Annotated in this window: 16 protein-coding genes; 15 read left to right on the top strand and 1 reads right to left on the bottom strand. The window is 65.6% G+C overall.

Annotated features, from left to right (window positions below):
* Window positions 1-23 precede the first annotated feature (23 nt).
* The 7 genes from WI560_RS00785 (at window position 24) to trmB (ending at window position 6,908) form a co-directional block, all read left to right on the top strand.
* Window positions 24-1,019 carry a PhoH family protein gene (locus tag WI560_RS00785; protein ID WP_257178983.1) on the top strand — a complete coding sequence of 332 codons (996 nt, stop codon included), beginning with the start codon at window positions 24-26 and terminating at the stop codon, window positions 1,017-1,019.
* Between the two features lie 82 nt (window positions 1,020-1,101).
* Complete coding sequence (gene ybeY, locus WI560_RS00780; protein WP_257178984.1) at window positions 1,102-1,590, top strand: rRNA maturation RNase YbeY; 489 nt, start codon at window positions 1,102-1,104, stop codon at window positions 1,588-1,590.
* 1 nt (window position 1,591) lies between these two features.
* Window positions 1,592-2,710 (top strand): hemolysin family protein, encoded by a 1,119-nt coding sequence (locus WI560_RS00775; protein ID WP_375306504.1) that lies wholly within the window; start codon window positions 1,592-1,594, stop codon window positions 2,708-2,710.
* Window positions 2,707-4,320, top strand: coding sequence for an apolipoprotein N-acyltransferase (gene lnt / locus WI560_RS00770; protein WP_375306503.1), 1,614 nt, complete (start codon window positions 2,707-2,709; stop codon window positions 4,318-4,320). Before WI560_RS00775 ends, lnt begins: the two co-directional genes overlap by 4 nt.
* A 223-nt stretch (window positions 4,321-4,543) precedes the next feature.
* Window positions 4,544-4,957 carry a helix-turn-helix domain-containing protein gene (locus WI560_RS00765; protein ID WP_028133651.1) on the top strand — a complete coding sequence of 138 codons (414 nt, stop codon included), beginning with the start codon at window positions 4,544-4,546 and terminating at the stop codon, window positions 4,955-4,957.
* Between the two features lie 86 nt (window positions 4,958-5,043).
* On the top strand, window positions 5,044-6,201 hold the full coding sequence (locus tag WI560_RS00760) for a M20 family metallopeptidase (RefSeq protein WP_375306502.1): 1,158 nt from the start codon (window positions 5,044-5,046) through the stop codon (window positions 6,199-6,201).
* Entirely contained in the window at window positions 6,198-6,908 is a 711-nt protein-coding gene (gene trmB / locus WI560_RS00755) for a tRNA (guanosine(46)-N7)-methyltransferase TrmB (protein WP_375306501.1), read from the top strand. The genes WI560_RS00760 and trmB overlap by 4 nt, the downstream gene beginning before the upstream one ends.
* A 93-nt stretch (window positions 6,909-7,001) precedes the next feature.
* Here the strand turns inward: trmB and WI560_RS00750 are convergent, their stop codons facing one another.
* Window positions 7,002-8,084 carry a DUF2336 domain-containing protein gene (locus tag WI560_RS00750; protein WP_375306500.1) on the bottom strand — a complete coding sequence of 361 codons (1,083 nt, stop codon included), beginning with the start codon at window positions 8,082-8,084 and terminating at the stop codon, window positions 7,002-7,004.
* A gap of 359 nt (window positions 8,085-8,443) precedes the next feature.
* Here WI560_RS00750 and rimP point away from each other — a divergent pair, with 359 nt between their 5' ends.
* The 8 genes from rimP (at window position 8,444) to pnp (ending at window position 18,960) form a co-directional block, all read left to right on the top strand.
* Entirely contained in the window at window positions 8,444-9,199 is a 756-nt protein-coding gene (gene rimP / locus WI560_RS00745; protein ID WP_257178990.1) for a ribosome maturation factor RimP, read from the top strand.
* Between the two features lie 2 nt (window positions 9,200-9,201).
* Window positions 9,202-10,812, top strand: coding sequence for a transcription termination factor NusA (gene nusA / locus WI560_RS00740; protein WP_028133646.1), 1,611 nt, complete (start codon window positions 9,202-9,204; stop codon window positions 10,810-10,812).
* 78 nt (window positions 10,813-10,890) lie between these two features.
* Entirely contained in the window at window positions 10,891-11,574 is a 684-nt protein-coding gene (locus WI560_RS00735; RefSeq protein ID WP_375306499.1) for an RNA-binding protein, read from the top strand.
* Between the two features lie 70 nt (window positions 11,575-11,644).
* Window positions 11,645-14,344: a translation initiation factor IF-2 gene (infB, locus tag WI560_RS00730; protein ID WP_375306498.1), complete on the top strand. Its 2,700-nt coding sequence runs from the start codon at window positions 11,645-11,647 to the stop codon at window positions 14,342-14,344.
* 153 nt (window positions 14,345-14,497) lie between these two features.
* A complete protein-coding gene (gene rbfA / locus WI560_RS00725; RefSeq protein ID WP_375158178.1) occupies window positions 14,498-14,932 on the top strand; it encodes a 30S ribosome-binding factor RbfA in 435 nt (144 codons plus the stop codon).
* Window positions 14,929-16,062: a tRNA pseudouridine(55) synthase TruB gene (gene truB / locus WI560_RS00720; protein WP_375306497.1), complete on the top strand. Its 1,134-nt coding sequence runs from the start codon at window positions 14,929-14,931 to the stop codon at window positions 16,060-16,062. Before rbfA ends, truB begins: the two co-directional genes overlap by 4 nt.
* Window positions 16,063-16,064: 2 nt before the next feature.
* Window positions 16,065-16,334: a 30S ribosomal protein S15 gene (gene rpsO, locus WI560_RS00715; RefSeq protein ID WP_028133641.1), complete on the top strand. Its 270-nt coding sequence runs from the start codon at window positions 16,065-16,067 to the stop codon at window positions 16,332-16,334.
* A 469-nt stretch (window positions 16,335-16,803) separates the two neighbouring features.
* Entirely contained in the window at window positions 16,804-18,960 is a 2,157-nt protein-coding gene (pnp, locus tag WI560_RS00710; RefSeq protein WP_126257003.1) for a polyribonucleotide nucleotidyltransferase, read from the top strand.
* The last annotated feature ends 189 nt before the right edge of the window (window positions 18,961-19,149 follow it).

Genomic DNA, 19,149 nt, shown 5'->3' with positions numbered 1-19,149 from the left:
CCAGCCGCAAATTTGACCGCGACATGCAAGTTCCGCCCGAGACCCAGGTCGTCATCGACTTCGACGACAACCGCGCCGCTTCCGCGCTGGTCGGCCCTTACGGCCAGCATCTGGCGCAGCTCGAGCGGCGGCTCGGCGTCGTCGTCGATTCCAAGGGCAACCACATCACGATCGGCGGCAGCCGCGACGGCTGCGACGCTGCCCGCCGCGTGCTGGAGATGCTCTACGCGCAAGCCGTGAAGGGACAGGATCTCGACCAGGGCGAGGTCGAAGGCGCGATCCGCGCCGTGATCGCCCAGGGCTCGCTGTTCGAGTTCGACGCCAAATCGGCCAAATCGGCCTTCGACAGCATCAACTTGCGCAAGCGCCCGGTGCGGGCGCGCACCGCCGCGCAGGACTCCTACATTCGCGCGCTGAAGCGCCACGAGCTGGTGTTCGGCATTGGCCCGGCCGGCACCGGCAAGACCTGGCTCGCGGTGGCGCATGCCGCGCAGCTGTTCGAGCGCAAGGAGGTCGACAAGATCATCCTGTCGCGTCCGGCGGTGGAAGCCGGCGAGCGGCTCGGCTTCCTGCCCGGCGATCTCCGCGAGAAGGTCGATCCTTATCTTCGCCCGATCTACGATGCGCTCTACGACCTCATGGATGCGCGCATCGTCGAGCGCGCGCTGCAGACCGGCGAGATCGAGATCGCGCCGCTCGCCTTCATGCGCGGCCGCACCCTCACCAACGCCGCCATCATCCTGGACGAGGCGCAGAACACCACGTCGATGCAGATGAAGATGTTCCTGACCCGTCTCGGCGAGAACAGCCGCATGATCGTCACCGGCGACCCTTCGCAGATCGACCTGCCGAACGGCCAGACCTCGGGCCTCGCCGAAGCGACCCGGCTGTTGAACGGCGTCGAGGGCATTGCCCAAGTTCATTTCAAGGCCGAGGACGTGATCCGCCACGAACTCGTGGCGCGGATCGTTGCCGCCTACGAAGGTTCGCCGCAGCGGCCGGCCACCGGCCAATCCTGACGAGGCAACAGCTGGACCCCGGAGGGCGCGGACATTGCGCCTTTTCGTCCCAGACAACATGATGTCCCATCCCAACCTTCCCATGACCGAAGTCCTCGTTGTCGCCGATTGCTGGCAGCACGAGCCCGATTCCGAAGCCGTGATCCAGCGCGCGGTCGCGGCCGCCGCCGAAAGCGTCGACGAAGACGTTGCCGACGCCGAAGTGGCGGTGATGCTGACCGATGACGCCGGCATCCGCACCCTCAACAGCAACTGGCGGGGCATCGACAAGCCGACCAACGTGCTGTCGTTTCCCGCACTTCAGCCGGAGGGCGAATGGAAGCCGGGCGATGCGCCGCGCATGCTCGGCGACATCGCGATCGCCTACGAGACCATGCGGCGCGAGGCGGACGAGGAACAAAAGCCGTTCGACCACCATTTGAGCCATCTCGCCGTGCATGGTTTCCTGCACCTGATCGGCTACGATCACGAGAACGACGGCGACGCCGAGGAGATGGAAGCGCTGGAGACCCAGATCCTGGCGCAGCTTGGAATTCCCGATCCCTATGCAGACCGCGCGGGGACACACTGAGATGCCCGATTCCGACCCGGTCCAGGACAACCCGCGCAACACGGCCAATCTGCCGGCGGTGGTGACGCCGGGCGAGGTGATGCGCCCGGCCGCCGATGGCTGGCTGCTGCGCGCCATCCGCACGCTGTTCGGCTGGAAGGCGGGATCGGTGCGCGACGACCTCCAGGTCGTGCTCGATGCGACGACGCCCGGCGATTCCGGCTTCTCCGCGGTCGAGCGCACCATGCTGCGCAACATCCTCGGCCTGCACGAGCGCCGCATCGCCGATGTCATGGTGCACCGCGCCGACGTCGTCGCGGTGAAGCGGGACATCCCGCTCGGCGAGTTGATGGACCGCTTCGAGAGCGCCGGCCATTCGCGCCTCGTGGTCTACAACGAGACGCTCGACGATCCCGTCGGCATCGTCCACATCCGCGACCTGCTCGCCTTCATGACCGCGCGTGCCCGTGTGTCGGAAACCACCAAGACCAAGCGCAAGAAGCCGCTGCCGGCCGGGCTCGACCTGCGCGCCGTCGATCTCGCGATGCCGCTCGAGGAAGCCCACATCATCCGCAAGCTGCTCTACGTGCCGCCGTCGATGCGGGCGATCGACCTGCTGGCGCAGATGCAGGCCACGCGCATCCACCTCGCGCTGGTGGTCGACGAATATGGCGGCAGCGACGGGCTGGTGTCGCTCGAGGACATCGTCGAGCAGATCGTCGGCGAGATCGACGACGAGCACGATAGCGACGAGCCGCCTTCAATCGTGCGCCTGCCCGACAACGCCTTCATCGCCGACGCCCGCGCCAGCCTCGACGACGTCCGCTCGGTGATCGGCGAGGATTTCGTCACCGGCGAAGCCGGCGAGGAAGTGGAAACGCTGGGCGGCTATCTCGTCAGCTTCGTCGGGCGCCTGCCAGTGCGCGGCGAGGTGATCTCGGGCCCCGGCACCTACGAGGTCGAGGTGCTCGATGCCGATCCGCGCCGCGTCAAGCGGCTGCGCATCTCGACGCGAAAGGAGCGTCCCGCGCCGCGGAGCCAGCGCGAGAGAAGCCGCCGCGAGGCCGCGCCGGACAGCAGCCAGCCGCCGGCCGGCGACACGCCCAGCCCGCCGCCGAGCGACGGGACCAGCCAGCAGTGAGTCCGTTCCAACGACTTCGGCAAATCGCGCTTGCCATCATTCTCGCCTGGGGATGGAAGCGCGCGGTCATCGCGATGGGGTGCGGAGCGCTGTCGGTGCTGGCACTGGCGCCGTTCAACCTCTTCCCCGTGCTGTTCATCACCTTCCCGGTGCTGGTCTGGCTGATCGACGGCGCCGGCGCCGGCCGATATGGCGGCGTCCCCGCCGCCGCGTTGACCGGCTATTGGTTCGGGCTCGGCTATTTCGTGCCCGGGCTCTACTGGATCGGCTACGCCTTCTTCGTCGACGCCGATATATTCGCCTGGCTGACGCCGTTCGCCGTGCTCGGCCTGCCGGCCTATCTGTCCATCTTCACGGCGATCGGCTTTGCGCTGGCGCGCCTGCTCTGGACCAAGAACGCCACGCGCGTGCTTGCGCTCGCAGCAAGCCTCACCGTCAGCGAGTGGCTGCGCGGCCACGCGCTGACCGGCTTCCCCTGGAACGCGTTCGGCTATGCATTGTCCGAGCCGCTGCCGCTGGCGCAGACGGCGTCGCTGATCGGCCTGTGGGGCATGACGTTCCTGGCGGTTGCGATCTTCGCGAGCCCGGCGACGCTGATCGACCGCACACCCGATCGCCGCCTGCCATGGCGCGTGTCGGCGGCGGCCATTGGGCTCCTGCTTGTGATGAGCATTTTCGGCGCGATCCGCCTGTCGCTGCATCCGACCACGATGGTCGCGGGCGCCAAGCTGCGCCTGATGCAGCCGAACCTGCAGCAGGACGCGAAGTTCAACTACGCCGCCAAGACGGAGGTGATGAAGAAATATCTGGCGTTGTCGGACCGCGCCTCGGGCCCGCAATCGACCGGCGTGCGCGATGCCACCATCCTGATCTGGCCGGAATCCGCCTTTCCGTTCTTCCTGACCCGCGAAGCCGACGCGATGGCGCAGATCGCCGACCTTCTTCCGAAAGGCACCGTGCTGATCACGGGCTCGGTCCGCGCGCCCGACCTGCCGCCCGGCAAGCCGATCACGCGTGCCTACAATTCGATCTATGTCATCGACCACGACGGCAGCGTGCTGGCCGTGTACGACAAGTTGCATCTGGTGCCGTTCGGCGAATTTCTGCCCTACCAGTCGTTGATGGAGAAGCTCGGATTCGAGCAACTGACGCGTGTGCGCGGCGGCTTCATTCCCGGCACGGTACGGCATGCGCTGCAGGTCCCCGGCGCACCGCCCGCGCTGCCGCTGATCTGCTACGAAGCGATCTTTCCCGGCGAAGTGGCCGGTCGCAGCGAACGTCCCGGCTGGATCGTGAACCTCACCAATGACGGCTGGTTCGGCATCTCGACCGGCCCCTATCAGCATCTGGAGCAGTCGCGCATGCGCGCGATCGAACTCGGATTGCCGCTGGTCCGCTCCGCCAATACCGGCATCTCCGCAGTGATCGATCCGGTGGGCCGCACCGTTTCCAGCCTCGGACTCGGAATCGAGGGCATTTTGGATGCAAATCTGCCCGCCGCGATCCCGCCGACCGTCTACGCGCGGGTGGGCGATGCGCCCGCAGCCATGCTCGTCGCGCTGGCCGTGTTTCTGGCCCTCCGCCGACGCGTCAGCAAGCGCCAGAGCTGATTGCGCCGTCGCTGCGGAGGTAGCCGGAAACTTTTGACAACCGTAGTCCCACGGTTGACAGACTGCATGCGGGCTCCCCATTCTGCCCCGGCTGCAAAAAGACAGCGGTGCGTTGCTAAATTTCTCCGCAATGTTTCCCAATAACAGGGTTTGATTTGACGTTGCTTGCACCTGAGGCACTGCGATTGATTGCGCTGAAGGTGGTGTTTGGAGGGCTGAGGAAATGTCGAAAGCGCCCAACCCTGTTGACAAATATGTCGGCAGTCGCGTGCGTATGCGCCGCATCATGTTGGGCATGAGCCAGGAAAAGCTCGGTGACGCTTTGGGCCTGACTTTCCAGCAGATCCAGAAATACGAGAAGGGCACCAACCGGGTCGGTGCGAGCCGCATCCAGCAGATCGCCGAAATCCTGCAGGTGCCGGTGTCGTTTCTGTTCGAGGGCGGTCCGAGCGGCGTGCCGGGGCCGGATGGCTTCAGCGAAGGCGCCTCGCCCTCTTACGTCTCGGATTTTCTCGCGACCTCCGAAGGCCTGGCCTTGACCAAGGCGTTCACGCGAATCACCGATTCGAAGATGCGCCGCTCGATCGTCGATCTCGTCGAGCAGATCGCGGCCCGGGAAGGTCCCGACAAGCGCTGACGCGCCGTCTCGATGGCGATTTGAGACCGCGTGAAATCTGGCCTATGTCGTCATTTGTGGCCGCGCTTTGTCGTGCGTCCGCTTCGATGATGCGATTCAAGGGCACAGATGCAGTCATGGCCAGCACCAATTGGTTCGATTCCCAAACTATCCTCGACGGCATCCGCCGCTGGGTCGAGATCGAGACACCGACGGAAGCTCCTGAGCAGATCAACAAGCTGGTCTCCGTCGTCGCGGAGCAATATCGCGACTTGCCCGTCAGGCTCGAGCGCGTCGCCGGTGTCGGCGGCTGCGGAGACCATCTCCTGGCGCGTTCGACCTGGGGCCAGGACCAGCCGGGCATTCTGGTGCTGAGCCACCTCGATACGGTCCATCCCATGGGATTCATCGAGCGCCTGCCGTTCAAGGTCGAAGGCGACGTCGCCTTCGGCCCCGGCATCTACGACATGAAGGGTGGCGCCTACATCGCCCATCACGCGTTTGGCGCGCTGTGTGCGACGGCCGATCGCTCGCCGCTCGGCATCACGCACCTGTTCACCTCGGACGAGGAGATCGGCAGCCCGACCTCGCGTGCGCTGATCGAGCAGGAAGGACGCAAGGCCAGATACGTGCTGGTGACGGAGCCGGCGCGCGACGGCGGCAAGATCGTCACCGGACGCAAGGGCGTCGGACGCTTCCGCGTGTTCGTCAAGGGCGTGCCGGCGCATGCCGGCTCGCGGCCCGAAGACGGCCGCAGCGCCGTCCGCGAGCTCGCCAACGTCATCCTAGCGCTGGAAGGGATGAACGACCTCGCCCGTGGCGTCTCCGTCAATGTCGGCGTGGTGCGCGGCGGCACGCGCCCCAACGTCACGCCGGAAGAGGCCTATGCCGAAGTCGACCTGCGCGTGCTGAGCCTCGCGGACGCCGACGAGTTCGTCGGCAGAATCCTCGCCCTGACCTCGAAAACCGACGGCGTCACCGTCACCGTCACCGGCGAGCTCAACCGTCCGCCCTACGAGAAGAGCAATGCGGGCGCCGCGCTGTTCGAGCACGCGAAGACGCTCGCCGGCGAGATCGGCTTCGAGCTGATCGATACGCACACCGGCGGCGGCTCGGACGGCAATTTCACCGCCCCGCATACCGCAACGCTGGACGGGCTTGGCGTCGACGGCAAGGGCGCGCATACCCATTATGAGCAGCTCTACGTCTCCTCGCTTGCGCCGCGCGCGCGGCTGCTCCATCGCCTGTATCAGACGCTGCGATGAGCGAGCGCAAATCAGATCCCGATCGCGACGACAGCGAGCGCGCCTTCTTCGGGCGCCGCAAGGGCCACAAGCTCAGGCAGCACCAGGCCGAGCTGGTCGATCATCTGCTGCCGCATCTTGCGCTCGACATCCACACTGAGACGCCGGCGGACGCCCGCGAGATCTTTGGCCCCGGGACCGACGATGTGCGGCTCGAGATCGGCTTCGGCGGCGGCGAGCATCTTGCGGCCGAGGCGCAGAAATTCGCCGCGACCGGCTTCATCGGCTGCGAGCCCTATGTCAACGGCATGGCGAAGATCCTCACGCAGATCGAGGCCGCCAATATCGGCAACATCCGCCTGTTCGCCGGCGACGCCGCCGAGCTGCTGGCCTGGTTGCCCCAGGCATCGCTGTCGCGGATCGACCTGATCCATCCCGATCCCTGGCCGAAGCGGCGGCACTGGAAGCGGCGCTTCGTCCAGGACCGCACCATCGCGGCGATGGCGCGCGTGCTGAAGCGAGGCGGCGAATTCCGCTTCGTCTGCGATATCGACGATTATTGCGCCTGGACGCTGTCGCATCTTGCGCGCTCGCAGGACTTCGTCTGGCTTGCCGAACGCGCCGACGACTTCAGGCAGCCATGGGCCGGCTACACCATGACGCGCTACGGCCGCAAGGCCGCGCGCGAGGGACGCAAGGCGGCCTATCTGCGGTTCAAGCGGAAATGACCGTCGTTCCGGGGCGCGCGAAGCGTGAACCCGGAACCTGGAGATTCCGGGTTCGATGCTTCGCATCGCCCCGGAATGACCAACAAGGACATCTCAAATCGTCTGCCGGTTGCGCCAGAAATTCACGACGCGCTCGGCGGTCGTCGGCATCAGGCGCGTGAAGTTCGCGCGCGCGGCCTCGATGTCGGCATCGGCCGGAATACAATGCGGACCGTACCAGAGCAGGATGAGCGCGCGCACCGTGGGCCAGCCCAGATTCAGCACGCGGCCGACGATGAGAATCGGATCGTAGCGGTCGCCCGAGATCAGGCGGTCGAGAACCGCGAGGCGGACGCCGGACATCGCCGCGAGCGTTGCGATCGATTCCTCGTATTTGTTCGCCTTGGCGAAGCCGAGCAGCGCGCTTTCGCCGAGATGGCCCTCGCGATGCAGGGAAAGCACCGTGCGCTGGGCCGCCGAGAAATCCCGCCGGGGTCCGGGCGGCAGCGCGGCTTCCTCGATCGCCGCCATTGCGCGCTTGATCTCGGCCTGGCGTGCGGGATTGACCACGGTGGAAAGGCGCCGGCGGATGACGTCGAGCGTCCCGCCGAGAAGCTCTTTCAGGTTCTCGCCCGAAAGGTCGGTGCGCTGGCCGATCTTGAGCGTCAGCACGCCGTCCCGCGCCGCGCGCTTGATCATCTCGGAATAGCTGCCGGGCGAGAATGCCGCGCCGGCATTGCCGGCGGCGCGACGCACCACGTCGCGATCTCCGCGCTCGACCAGCACATCGGTGATTGCAGGCGACAATGTCGGGCGTTCCGTCATCGCCAGCAGATGCCCCTGGCCCTTCAGGCGCGCGATCTCGACCAGGGCGGTGTCATCGAGCACGGGCGAGCGGCGCAGCACGGGGCCCGCCACCATGATCTCATTTTCGCGCGCGAGTTGGTTGATCAGATGCGGCGGCGCGTTGTTCAAATGCGAGAAGCGCTCGGCGAGGTCGGCGCGCGAGGCAAGCTCCGCATGCGGGACGAGATCGATCAGGAGGTTGTCGAAGAGATCGATGAGCTCGGGACGAAGATTGGCGGAATCCTGGAAGAACAATTCGGAGATGGCGCGCGCAATCTCGCCTCGCCGCCGCGGATCGCCGCGTTTGACGATATCGTCCAGTCCGGGAATGAGCGACGTGGCAACGGTCATGAAAACGCAACTCGATCAGGGCACGCCGCGGGTGCGCCCTTGGTCCAAGCCGCCCCACAATCGGGGAATTTAGCCGCCCCGGGTGAAGGAAGCGTTGCCGCAGGGCGGTCGCGGAACGGCGCAAAAAGGCCCCGTTCCCCCGCAATGGGCCTTGTCCGGGCGGGGGGAAAGCGCTATATCAGCGCCAATTCATCTTCTCATACGATCCGCGTAGTGAGAGTGGGCCCGAAAGGACCCGCTCTTTTTTGTTACCTGAACGCGGCGTGGCGGAAGATGCGGCCCGACCCGTGTCGGGGAAATTCCGAAGCGGGCTTTGGCATCTTAACCAAGCCTTAACCATCGAGCGCCTGACCCTGGACATGACCGAACCGAACCCTGGTTCCACGGACGCCGAATTGCTGGCCGAGCCGAGACTCGTGGTCGAACCGGGCGTGGCGGCACGGGTGTCCGCGGTCGCAGCGCCGGTGCTGGAAGGCATGGGATATCGCCTGGTGCGGATCCGCATTTCCGGCGAGGCCGGCTGCACCGTGCAGATCATGGCCGAGCGGCCGGACGGCTCGATGCAGCTCGAAGATTGCGAGGCGATCTCGCGGGCGCTCTCCCCCGTGCTCGATGTCGCCGACCCCATCGATCGCGCCTACCGGCTGGAAATTTCCTCGCCGGGGATCGACCGTCCGCTGGTCCGCCGCTCCGATTTCGAACGCTATGGCGGCCATCTGGTGAAGATCGAGATGGCGGTCGCCCACGAAGGACGCAAGCGGTTCCGCGGCACGCTCGGCGCCGTCGAAGGCGACCGCGTGCATCTGCGTCGCGACGACGTCAAGCCGGGCGACAATCCCGACGTGCTCCTGACCATGGAGGATATCGGCGAGGCCCGGCTGGTGCTGACCGACGAGCTGATCGCCGAATCCATGCGCCGCGGCAAGGCCGAGGAGCGCAAGATGCGCAGGGATCTCGGCCTGGAGCCGCCGGCTCCTCCGCATGCCGAGATCAGCGCGAAGATCACCAAGAACACCAAGCCGAAAAAGAAACCGGCTCCGACCAACACGAAGAAACATCGCCTTGCCGCCGAACGCGCGCGGCGCGGCGAGACCGATCCTGACCAAGGAGACTAGCCATGGCAGTCAGCGCCAATCGACTTGAATTGCTCCAGATCGCCGACGCCGTTGCGCGCGAGAAATCGATCGACCGCGGTATCGTCATCGCGGCGATGGAGGACGCCATCGCCAAGGCGGCGCGCGCCCGTTACGGCAGCGAGACCGACGTTCACGCCGAGATCGACCCGAAGAAGGGCGAGCTGCGACTGTCGCGCCACATGCTGGTGGTCGACAAGGTCGAAAATCATTCCAACCAGATCTCGCTGGTCGACGCGCAGCGCGCCAATCCCGGCGCCCAGGTCGGCGACACCATCGCCGACACCCTGCCGCCGCTGGAATATGGCCGCATCGCCGCGCAATCGGCCAAGCAGGTGATCGTGCAGAAGGTGCGCGAGGCCGAGCGCGACCGGCAATACCAGGAGTTCAAGGACCGCATCGGCGACATCGTCAACGGCGTCGTCAAGCGCGTCGAATATGGCAGCGTGATCGTCGATCTCGGCCGCGGCGAAGCCATCATCCGCCGCGACGAGATGCTGCCGCGCGAAGTGTTCCGCAACGGCGACCGGGTCCGCGCCTACATCTTCGACGTCCGCCGTGAAACCCGCGGCCCGCAGATCTTCCTCTCCCGCACCCATCCGCAGTTCATGGCGAAGCTGTTCGCGCAGGAAGTGCCGGAGATTTATGACGGCATCGTCGAGATCAAGGCGGTCGCCCGCGATCCGGGCTCGCGCGCGAAAATCGGCGTGATTTCCCGCGATTCCTCGGTCGACCCGGTCGGCGCCTGCGTCGGCATGCGCGGCTCGCGCGTGCAGGCCGTGGTGAACGAATTGCAGGGCGAGAAGATCGACATCATCCCGTGGTCGCCGGACATCGCGACCTTCGTGGTCAACGCGCTGGCGCCGGCCGAAGTGTCCAAGGTCGTCATCGACGAAGACCGCGAGCGTATCGAGGTCGTCGTGCCCGACACCAACAACCAGCTTTCGCTGGCGATCGGCCGCCGCGGCCAGAACGTGCGTCTGGCCTCGCAGCTCACCGGCTGGGACATCGACATCCTGACCGAGCAGGAGGAATCGGAGCGCCGCCAGGCCGACTTCGAGAACTCCACCCGCGTCTTCATGGAATCGCTCAACGTCGACGAAGTGGTCGGCCAGCTGCTGGCGTCCGAGGGCTTCACCTCGGTCGAGGAACTCGCCATGGTGGACCTCAAGGAGCTCGCCAGCATCGAGGGCTTCGACGAGGAGACCGCGCAGGAGCTCCAGAGCCGTGCCCGCGAATATCTCGAGCAGCAGGAAGCCGAGATCGAGGCGAGGCGCAAGGAGCTCGGTGTCGAGGACGCCGTCAAGGACGTGCCCGGCGTCACCTCCAAGATGCTGGTGAAGTTCGGCGAGAACGACATCAAGACGGTCGAGGACCTCGCCGGCTGCGCCACCGACGATCTGGTCGGCTGGACCGAGCGCAAGGAAGGCGGCGAGCCCACCAAGCATCCGGGCGCACTCGACGGCATCGATATCTCCCGCGACGATGCCGAAGCCATGATCATGCAGGCCCGCGTCAAGGCCGGCTGGATCACCGAGGCCGATCTCGCCAAGCCCACCGAGGAGGCTGAGGCGACCGAAGATCAGCCGGCTTGAGGCGTGTTTCAGCGAAAGCGGAGGCCGGTCTTGCCTAGAGAACACACGATCTAGAAGGCGAAGGAGGATGTCGCCCGGATGCTCGCCAATATTGACAGCGAACTCGACCATGGGCCGCGGACCGAAAGGTCCGCGACCATGCGGATGTGCGCTGTCAGTCGGCAAGTCCGGCCGATCGACGAGCTGATCCGTTTCGTCGTTTCGCCGCAGGGCGACGTAGTTCCGGATCTCAAGCGCAAGCTGCCCGGACGCGGCATGTGGCTCACGGCCTCCCGCGGGGTGGTTGCGGAAGCGGTACGGCGTCACCAATTTAGCAAGGCCTTCAAGCGCGAGCTGCGGCCCCCTCAGACGCTTCCTGCCGACATCGAGACGCTTCTGGTTCGGAGCGTGACGGAAGCCCTTGGGATCGCCGCCAAGGCCGGCCAGATCGTGACTGGGTTCGGCAAGGTCGAGAGCGCCCTGAGGGAAGGCACGGTCGAGGTCCTGATCCACGCCAGCGACGGGGCCGCGGACGGAATCCGCAAATTGGACATGCTGGCACGTCAAAATGCCGGGAATCGCGGCGCCAAGCCGCAGATTCCCGTCGTCACCGCGCTGAAATCGGTAGAATTGGATTTGGCACTGACCCGGTCAAATGTGATACATGCTGCCGTGCTCGCGGGCCCGGCGAGCAAGTCATTCCTGTCACGTAGCCAGATGCTGGTCCGATACCGGATGGCGGACGATGACAAGACTGCCGAAGAGCACGGCCAGGATTTCTGAGAGACAACGACGACCCAATTGGACGGTGCGGCAACGCACAACACTGATAAATCAGGATTAGGACTGCTGAATGGTTGATACCAAGACCCCTGGCGACAAGAAGCTGAGCGTTCCGAGCAAGACGCTATCGCTCAAGCCGCGCGTCGAAACGGGCACTGTGCGCCAGAGCTTCAGCCATGGCCGCAGCAAGCAGGTCGTGGTCGAGAAGCGCGGCAAGCGCCGCATCGACGGCACCCCCGAGCCGCAGGCTGCCGAGGTGGCGAAGCCCGCGCCGGCGGCGCCCACGCCTGCCCCGTCGCGCCCCGCGCCGCCGCGCAACGCCGGCTCCGGCGTGGTGCTGCGCACGCTCACCGAGGACGAGCGCTCCGCCCGCGCCAGCGCGCTGGCCGATGCCAAGGTGCGCGAAGTCGAAGAGCGTCGCCAGGCCGAGGAAGAGGCCCAGCGCCGCGCGGTCCGCGAAGCCGCCGAACGCGCCGAGCGCGAGGCCGCCGAATCCCGCCGCAAGGCCGAGGAGGAGCGCCACCGCCACGAGGACGAGGCCAAGCGCAAGGCCGAGACCGAGGCCAAGAAGCGTTTCGGCGAAGGCGAGCAGCCGCAATCTGCCCCGCGCGCCGCCGCGGCGGCCCCGGCCGCTGCAACGTCGCGGCCCGGAGCGCCCGCAGCGCGAACCGGAACCGCGACAGCACGCCCGGGAACGACGACCGCGCGCCCCGGAACCAGCACGCAGCGACCGGCCGGCGGACCGCTCGGTCGCGCACCTGCGGTCGCGGCCGGACCCGACGAGGACGATGGTCCGCGCCAGATCCGTCGCGGTCCCGGCGGCGCCGCGCGTCCTGCGGCGGCTCCCAAGACCACCCACAAGCCCGGCCCGCAGAAAGAGCGCGGCCGCCTGACGGTCGTCACCGCGCTCAACGCCGACGAAGTCCGCGAGCGCTCGATCGCCTCGTTCCGCCGCCGCACCCAGCGCCTGAAGGGCCACGCCTCGAACGAGCCCAAGGAAAAGCTGATCCGCGAGGTGGTCATCCCGGAAGCTATCACGATCCAGGAACTCGCCAACCGCATGGCCGAACGCGCGGTCGACGTCATCCGCATGCTGATGAAGCAGGGCGCGATGCACAAGATCACCGACGTGATCGACGCCGACACTGCGCAGCTGATCGCGGAAGAGCTGGGGCACACCGTCAAGCGCGTTGCCGCCTCCGACGTCGAAGAAGGCCTGTTCGACCAGGTCGACGATTCCACCGACACCGAGACGCGCTCGCCGGTGGTGACCGTGATGGGTCACGTCGACCACGGCAAGACCTCGCTGCTCGACGCGCTCCGTCACGCCAACGTGGTCTCCGGCGAAGCCGGCGGCATCACCCAGCATATCGGCGCCTATCAGGTGGTATCGCCCGAGAGCGGCAAGAAGATCACCTTCATCGACACGCCCGGCCACGCCGCGTTCACCGCGATGCGCGCCCGCGGCGCCAAGGTCACCGACATCGTCGTGCTGGTGGTCGCGGCCGATGACGGCGTGATGCCGCAGACGGTCGAAGCCATCAATCACGCCAAGGCCGCGCGCGTGCCGATCATCGTTGCCATCAACAAGATCGACAAGCCCGACGCCAAGCCCGAGCGCGTGCGCACCGAGCTGCTCCAGCACGAGGTGCAGGTCGAATCGTTCGGCGGCGACGTCGTCGACGTCGAAGTGTCCGCCAAGAACAAGACCAATCTCGACAAGCTGCTCGAGATGATCGCGCTCCAGGCCGACATCCTCGACCTCAAGACCAATTCGGAGCGTCCGGCCGAGGGCACCGTGATCGAGGCCAAGCTCGACCGCGGCCGCGGCCCGGTCGCGACCGTGCTGGTCCAGCGCGGCACGCTGCGCGTCGGCGACATCATCGTCGCGGGCGCCGAGATGGGCCGCGTCCGCGCGCTGATCTCCGATCAGGGCGAGACCGTGCAGGAAGCAGGTCCGTCGGTGCCGGTCGAAGTGCTCGGCTTCAACGGTCCGCCGGAAGCCGGCGATCGTCTCGCCGTGGTCGAGAACGAAGCCCGCGCCCGCCAGGTCACCAGCTACCGCGCGCACCAGAAGCGCGAGAACGCGGCGGCCTCGATCTCCGGCATGCGCGGCTCGCTCGAGCAGATGATGTCGCAATTGAAGACCGCGGGCCGCAAGGAATTCCCGCTGATCATCAAGGCTGACGTGCAGGGCTCGCTGGAGGCGATCCTCGGTTCGCTGGAGAAGCTCGGCACCGACGAAGTCGCAGCCCGCATCCTGCATGCCGGCGTCGGCGGCATCTCGGAATCCGACGTGACGCTGGCCGAAGGCTTCAACGCCGCGATCATCGGCTTCTCGGTTCGAGCCAACAAGGAAGCCGCTGCGGCTGCCAAGCGCAACGGCATCGAGATCCGCTACTACAACATCATCTACGATCTCGTGGACGACGTGAAGAAGGCGATGAGCGGCCTGCTCGCGCCGACCTTGCGCGAAACCATGCTCGGCAATGCCGCGATCCTGGAGATCTTCAACATCTCCAAGGTCGGCAAGGTCGCCGGCTGCCGCGTCACCGACGGTACCGTGGAACGCGGCGCCAATGTGCGCCTGATCCGCGACAACGTCGTCGTGCACGAGGGCAAGCTGTCGACGCTGAAGCGCTTCAAGGACGAAGTGAAGGAAGTCCAGTCCGGTCAGGAATGCGGCATGGCCTTCGAGAACTACCACGACATGCGTGCCGGTGACGTGATCGAGTGTTACCGCGTGGAGACGATCCAGCGCTCCCTGTAAGTCCAAATCTTACCGAAGCGCCCGGATCTTTTTGAACTGAAATTGCGGGAGTGCGATGGCCGGATTTTTCCGGCCATCCACCCCTCTTCGTTTCAACAGGATAAATGACGATGCCCGTGTCCCAGGCACGGGCATGACGAGGTGATTTCGAGAATGCCACGCCATCATCAGAAAAAGAGTTCCGCACCCGGCGGCGGCTCGCAACGCCAGTTGCGCGTCGGCGAGCAGGTTCGCCACGCGATGGCCGATATTCTGGCGCAAGGCAACGTGCATGATGCGGATCTCGAAGGTCACATCATCACCGTGCCGGAGGTGCGGATGTCGCCCGACCTGAAGCTCGCGACGGTCTACGTGATGCCGCTCGGTGGCCGCGACACCGAGATCGTCCTCGCTGCGCTCGCACGCAACAAGAAGTTCCTGCGCGGCGAAGTCGCGCGGCGCGTTAACCTGAAATTTGCACCCGACATTCGCTTCCGCGTCGACGAACGATTCGACGAAGCGGAACGGATCGAGAAGCTTTTGCGAACACCTGCGGTGCAGAAGGATCTGGAACAGGATCCGGAGACGGATCGGGAAGAAGAACGATGACGATGGACCCGGCTCACGACACGATCAGCGGCGAACAGGCCGATCAGCGCGACGTGCAGAAAAATAATCTTGCGGACGATAATTTCGCAGGCTTGGGCGGCAATTCGGAGCCGCATCACGAGCCGCGCCGCGTCAACAACGATCCGCGCGCCAAGCAGCAGAAGGGCAACCAGGTCCGCCGCGACCGGCGCGACGTCCATGGCTGGGTCGTACTCGACAAGCCGATCGGCATGACCTCGACGCAGGCGGTTGCGGTGCTCAAGCGCCTGTTCAACGCCAAGCGCGCCGGCCACGCCGGCACGCTCGATCCGCTCGCCTCGGGGGGCCTGCCGATCGCGCTCGGGGAGGCCACCAAGACCGTTCCCTTCGTCATGGACGGGCGCAAGCGCTACCAGTTCACGGTGTGCTGGGGCGAGGAGCGCGATACCGACGACATCGAGGGCCGGGTGACCGCGACCTCCGACCAGCGCCCGACCCGGGAGGCCATCCTGGCCCTGCTGCCCCGCTTCACCGGGGTGATCGAGCAGATCCCGCCGCGCTATTCCGCGATCAAGGTCCAGGGCGAGCGCGCCTACGATCTCGCCCGCGACGGCGAGGTCGTGGAACTGGCCCCCCGTCCGGTCGAGATTCACCATTTAACCCTTGTGGATCAACCGGATAACGACCACGCCGTGTTCGAGGCCGAATGCGGCAAGGGCACCTATGTCCGCGCGCTGGCCCGCGATATGGGCCGGATTCTCGGCACTTTTGGCCATATCTGCGCGCTCAGGCGGACCCTGGTCGGCCCATTTGGCGAAAACGACATGATTCCGCTGGATCAGCTGGAGGCTTTGTGCGATAGAGCCGCGTCCGGCGAGGGCAGCCTCGCCGACGCGCTTTTGCCCGTTGAGACCGCGCTGGACGACATCCCGGCACTGGCCGTCACTCGGGCTGATGCGGCAAGGCTCCATCGGGGCCAGGCCGTTTTGTTGCGCGGACGGGATGCGCCCACTTGTAGCGGCACAGTCTATGTCACGGTGGCAGGCCGGCTTCTCGCGCTTGCTGAAGTCGGCAATGGCGAAATCATCCCCAAGCGTGTGTTCAACCTGACCGGCCTGACTGCCAGCCCCGGTCGCAACGAGAGAAATTGACGATGTCGATTGCCGCAGAACGCAAAGCGGAAGTCATCAAGACGAATGCCACCAAGGCCGGCGACACCGGCTCGCCCGAGGTTCAGGTCGCGATCCTGTCGGAACGCATCAACAACCTCACCAGCCATTTCAAGACCCACGTGAAGGACAATCATTCGCGTCGCGGCCTCTTGAAGCTGGTCTCGACCCGCCGCTCGCTCCTCGACTACCTCAAGAAGAAGGACGAGGCGCGGTACAAGGCGCTGCTCGAGAAGCACAATATTCGTCGTTAAGAGTTCCTGCGCGCGCCCTTGGCGCGCGTTTTCGCACGCGGTTTCGAACGAAGGCGCTTATTTTGAGCTTTTTTTTGATCGAGGCTGCGCGCGCGTCGAATGCGGGCCCAAAGCGCGATAAGAATCGCACTTTGGTTGGTTGTTTGAGCATGATCTTTACGGAAAACCGCTTCACACTTTTCCGGATCATACTCGAGTGACGGCCGGCATCCGGGGCATGAGGGCGAAGACCGAAGGTTCGGTGTTCGCATTCGTGCCGACTGACAGTCCAGCAGCAATCCGGCGGCTGGGCACAACGGGCAAGGCGCCCGTATGACCCGAAAGGATGGACGCCATCCGACATCCAAAAACCATGGCAGGATCGCAGGACGCTGATCATCCGCTCCGATCAGCGTCCCGCAATCTTGCGCATGGTTTTTGTTTTTCGAGAGCCGTCCCCTCTTTCGAGAACCCATGAAAGAAGACCTCTATGTTCAATAAGCATTCAGTCGAGATCGACTGGGGCGGACGCCCTCTCAAGCTGGAAACCGGCAAGATCGCCCGCCAGGCCGACGGCGCCGTCGTCGCCACCTATGGCGAGACCGTGGTGCTTGCCACCGTCGTCGCGGCGAAGGCCCCGCGCGAAGGCGTCGACTTCCTGCCCCTGACCGTCGACTACCAGGAAAAGACCTACGCCGCGGGCCGCATTCCCGGCGGCTATTTCAAGCGCGAGGGCCGTCCGACCGAGAAGGAGACGCTGGTCTCCCGCCTGATCGACCGTCCGATCCGCCCGCTGTTCGTCGACGGCTGGCGCAACGAGACCCAGGTGATCGCCACCGTGCTGTCGCACGATATGGAGAACGATCCTGATATCGTCGCGCTGGTGGCTTCGTCCGCTGCGCTGACCCTGTCCGGCGCGCCGTTCAAGGGCCCGATCGGTGCCGCCCGCGTCGGCTTCGTCAATGACGAATATGTGCTCAACCCGACGCTCGACGAGATGGTCGACACCCAGCTCGACCTCGTCGTCGCCGGCACCGCCGACGCCGTCCTGATGGTGGAATCGGAAGCCAAGGAGCTGAACGAAGACATCATGCTCGGCGCGGTGATGTTCGGTCACCGTCACTTCCAGCCGGTGATCAACGCCATCATCGAGCTGGCCGAGAAGGCCGCCAAGGAGCCGCGCGAAGTCACCGTCATCGACAATGCCGCGCTCGAGAAGGAAATGCTCGGCCTCGTCGAGCAGGAGCTGCGCGCCGCCTACGCCATTCCGGTCAAGCAGGATCGCTACGCCGCGGTCGGCAAGGTCAAGGAAAAGGTGATCGCTCACTACTTCCCCGAGGGGCAGGAGCCGAAATACGACAAGCTGCGCATCGGCGCCGTGTTCAAGGAGCTCGAGGCCAAGATCGTTCGCTGGAACATCCTCGACACCGGCAAGCGCATCGACGGTCGCGACAGCAAGACCGTGCGCAACATCGTCGCCGAAGTCGGCGTGCTGCCGCGCGCCCACGGCTCGGCGCTGTTCACCCGCGGCGAGACCCAGGGCCTGGTCGTCACCACGCTCGGCACCGGCGAGGACGAGCAGTACATCGACGCGCTGTCGGGAACGTACAAGGAGACGTTCCTGCTGCACTACAACTTCCCTCCCTACTCGGTCGGCGAGACCGGTCGCCTCGGCGGCACCAAGCGCCGCGAGATCGGCCACGGCAAGCTGGCCTGGCGCGCGATCCACCCGGTGCTGCCGCCGCATCACGAGTTCCCCTACACGATCCGCGTGGTCTCGGAGATCACCGAATCCAACGGCTCCTCGTCGATGGCTTCGGTCTGCGGCGCCTCGCTCGCGCTGATGGACGCCGGCGTGCCGTTGAAGCGGCCGACCGCGGGCATCGCGATGGGCCTGATCCTCGAAGACAAGCGCTTCGCGGTGCTCTCCGACATCCTCGGCGACGAAGACCATCTCGGCGACATGGACTTCAAGGTGGCCGGCACCGAAGCGGGCATCACCTCGCTGCAGATGGACATCAAGATCGAGGGCATCACCGAAGAGATCATGAAGGTGGCGCTCGGCCAGGCCAAGGAAGGTCGTATCCACATCCTCGGCGAGATGGCGAAGGCGCTCACCAACGCGCGCGCCGAGCTCGGCGAATACGCGCCGCGCATCGAGACCTTCAAGATCGCCACCGACAAGATCCGTGAAGTGATCGGCACCGGCGGCAAGGTGATCCGCGAGATCGTCGAGAAGACCGGCGCCAAGGTCAACATCGAGGACGACGGCACCGTGAAGGTCGCCTCCAGCGACGGCGAGGCGATGAAGGCCGCGATCAAGTGGATCAAGTCGATCGCCTCCGATCCGGAAGTCGGCCAGATCTACGACGGCACCGTGGTCAAGGTGATGGAGTTCGGCGCCTTCGTGAACTTCTTCGGCTCCAAGGACGGCCTCGTTCACATCAGCCAGCTCGCGGCCAACCGCGTGCAGAAGACCTCCGACGTCGTCAAGGAAGGCGACAAGGTCAAGGTCAAGCTGCTCGGCTTCGACGACCGCGGCAAGACCCGCCTGTCGATGAAGGTGGTCGACCAGACCACCGGCGAAGACCTCGAAGGCAAGGGCGGCGAGGGCGAGAAGGCCCCGCGCGAAGCCGCCGGCGAGTAAGCCTCGCTACTTATCAATCAGAAGCACGAAGGGCGGCCGAGAGGCCGCCCTTTTTTTGCTGGTTCCGCCGGCGTCATCGGACGGGCGATGTGCGATTCCGTCGCAGCATCGACGTGACTGCGATCGAACCCGGGACGATTGCCGCTGCGTACCTGATTTGACCGCCGTGCGCTTCATCAGCGGATCGTC

Source organism: Bradyrhizobium sp. A11, assembly GCF_042077125.1.
GTDB lineage: Bacteria > Pseudomonadota > Alphaproteobacteria > Rhizobiales > Xanthobacteraceae > Bradyrhizobium > Bradyrhizobium japonicum_B.
The sequence above is the reverse complement of the archived record's forward strand: the minus strand, read 5'-3'. Positions and strand labels throughout refer to the sequence as shown.

What these genes read in the sequence shown, in the direction of transcription:
- WI560_RS00785 (WP_257178983.1), top strand. Translation starts at nt 24, where the DNA reads ATGCAAGTTCCGCCCGAGACCCAGGTCGTCATCGACTTCGACGACAAC.
- ybeY (WP_257178984.1), top strand. Translation starts at nt 1,102, where the DNA reads ATGACCGAAGTCCTCGTTGTCGCCGATTGCTGGCAGCACGAGCCCGAT.
- WI560_RS00775 (WP_375306504.1), top strand. Translation starts at nt 1,592, where the DNA reads ATGCCCGATTCCGACCCGGTCCAGGACAACCCGCGCAACACGGCCAAT.
- WI560_RS00765 (WP_028133651.1), top strand. Translation starts at nt 4,544, where the DNA reads ATGTCGAAAGCGCCCAACCCTGTTGACAAATATGTCGGCAGTCGCGTG.
- WI560_RS00760 (WP_375306502.1), top strand. Translation starts at nt 5,044, where the DNA reads ATGATGCGATTCAAGGGCACAGATGCAGTCATGGCCAGCACCAATTGG.
- trmB (WP_375306501.1), top strand. Translation starts at nt 6,198, where the DNA reads ATGAGCGAGCGCAAATCAGATCCCGATCGCGACGACAGCGAGCGCGCC.
- WI560_RS00750 (WP_375306500.1), bottom strand. Translation starts at nt 8,084, where the DNA reads ATGACCGTTGCCACGTCGCTCATTCCCGGACTGGACGATATCGTCAAA.
- rimP (WP_257178990.1), top strand. Translation starts at nt 8,444, where the DNA reads ATGACCGAACCGAACCCTGGTTCCACGGACGCCGAATTGCTGGCCGAG.
- nusA (WP_028133646.1), top strand. Translation starts at nt 9,202, where the DNA reads ATGGCAGTCAGCGCCAATCGACTTGAATTGCTCCAGATCGCCGACGCC.
- WI560_RS00735 (WP_375306499.1), top strand. Translation starts at nt 10,891, where the DNA reads ATGCTCGCCAATATTGACAGCGAACTCGACCATGGGCCGCGGACCGAA.
- infB (WP_375306498.1), top strand. Translation starts at nt 11,645, where the DNA reads ATGGTTGATACCAAGACCCCTGGCGACAAGAAGCTGAGCGTTCCGAGC.
- rbfA (WP_375158178.1), top strand. Translation starts at nt 14,498, where the DNA reads ATGCCACGCCATCATCAGAAAAAGAGTTCCGCACCCGGCGGCGGCTCG.
- truB (WP_375306497.1), top strand. Translation starts at nt 14,929, where the DNA reads ATGACGATGGACCCGGCTCACGACACGATCAGCGGCGAACAGGCCGAT.
- rpsO (WP_028133641.1), top strand. Translation starts at nt 16,065, where the DNA reads ATGTCGATTGCCGCAGAACGCAAAGCGGAAGTCATCAAGACGAATGCC.
- pnp (WP_126257003.1), top strand. Translation starts at nt 16,804, where the DNA reads ATGTTCAATAAGCATTCAGTCGAGATCGACTGGGGCGGACGCCCTCTC.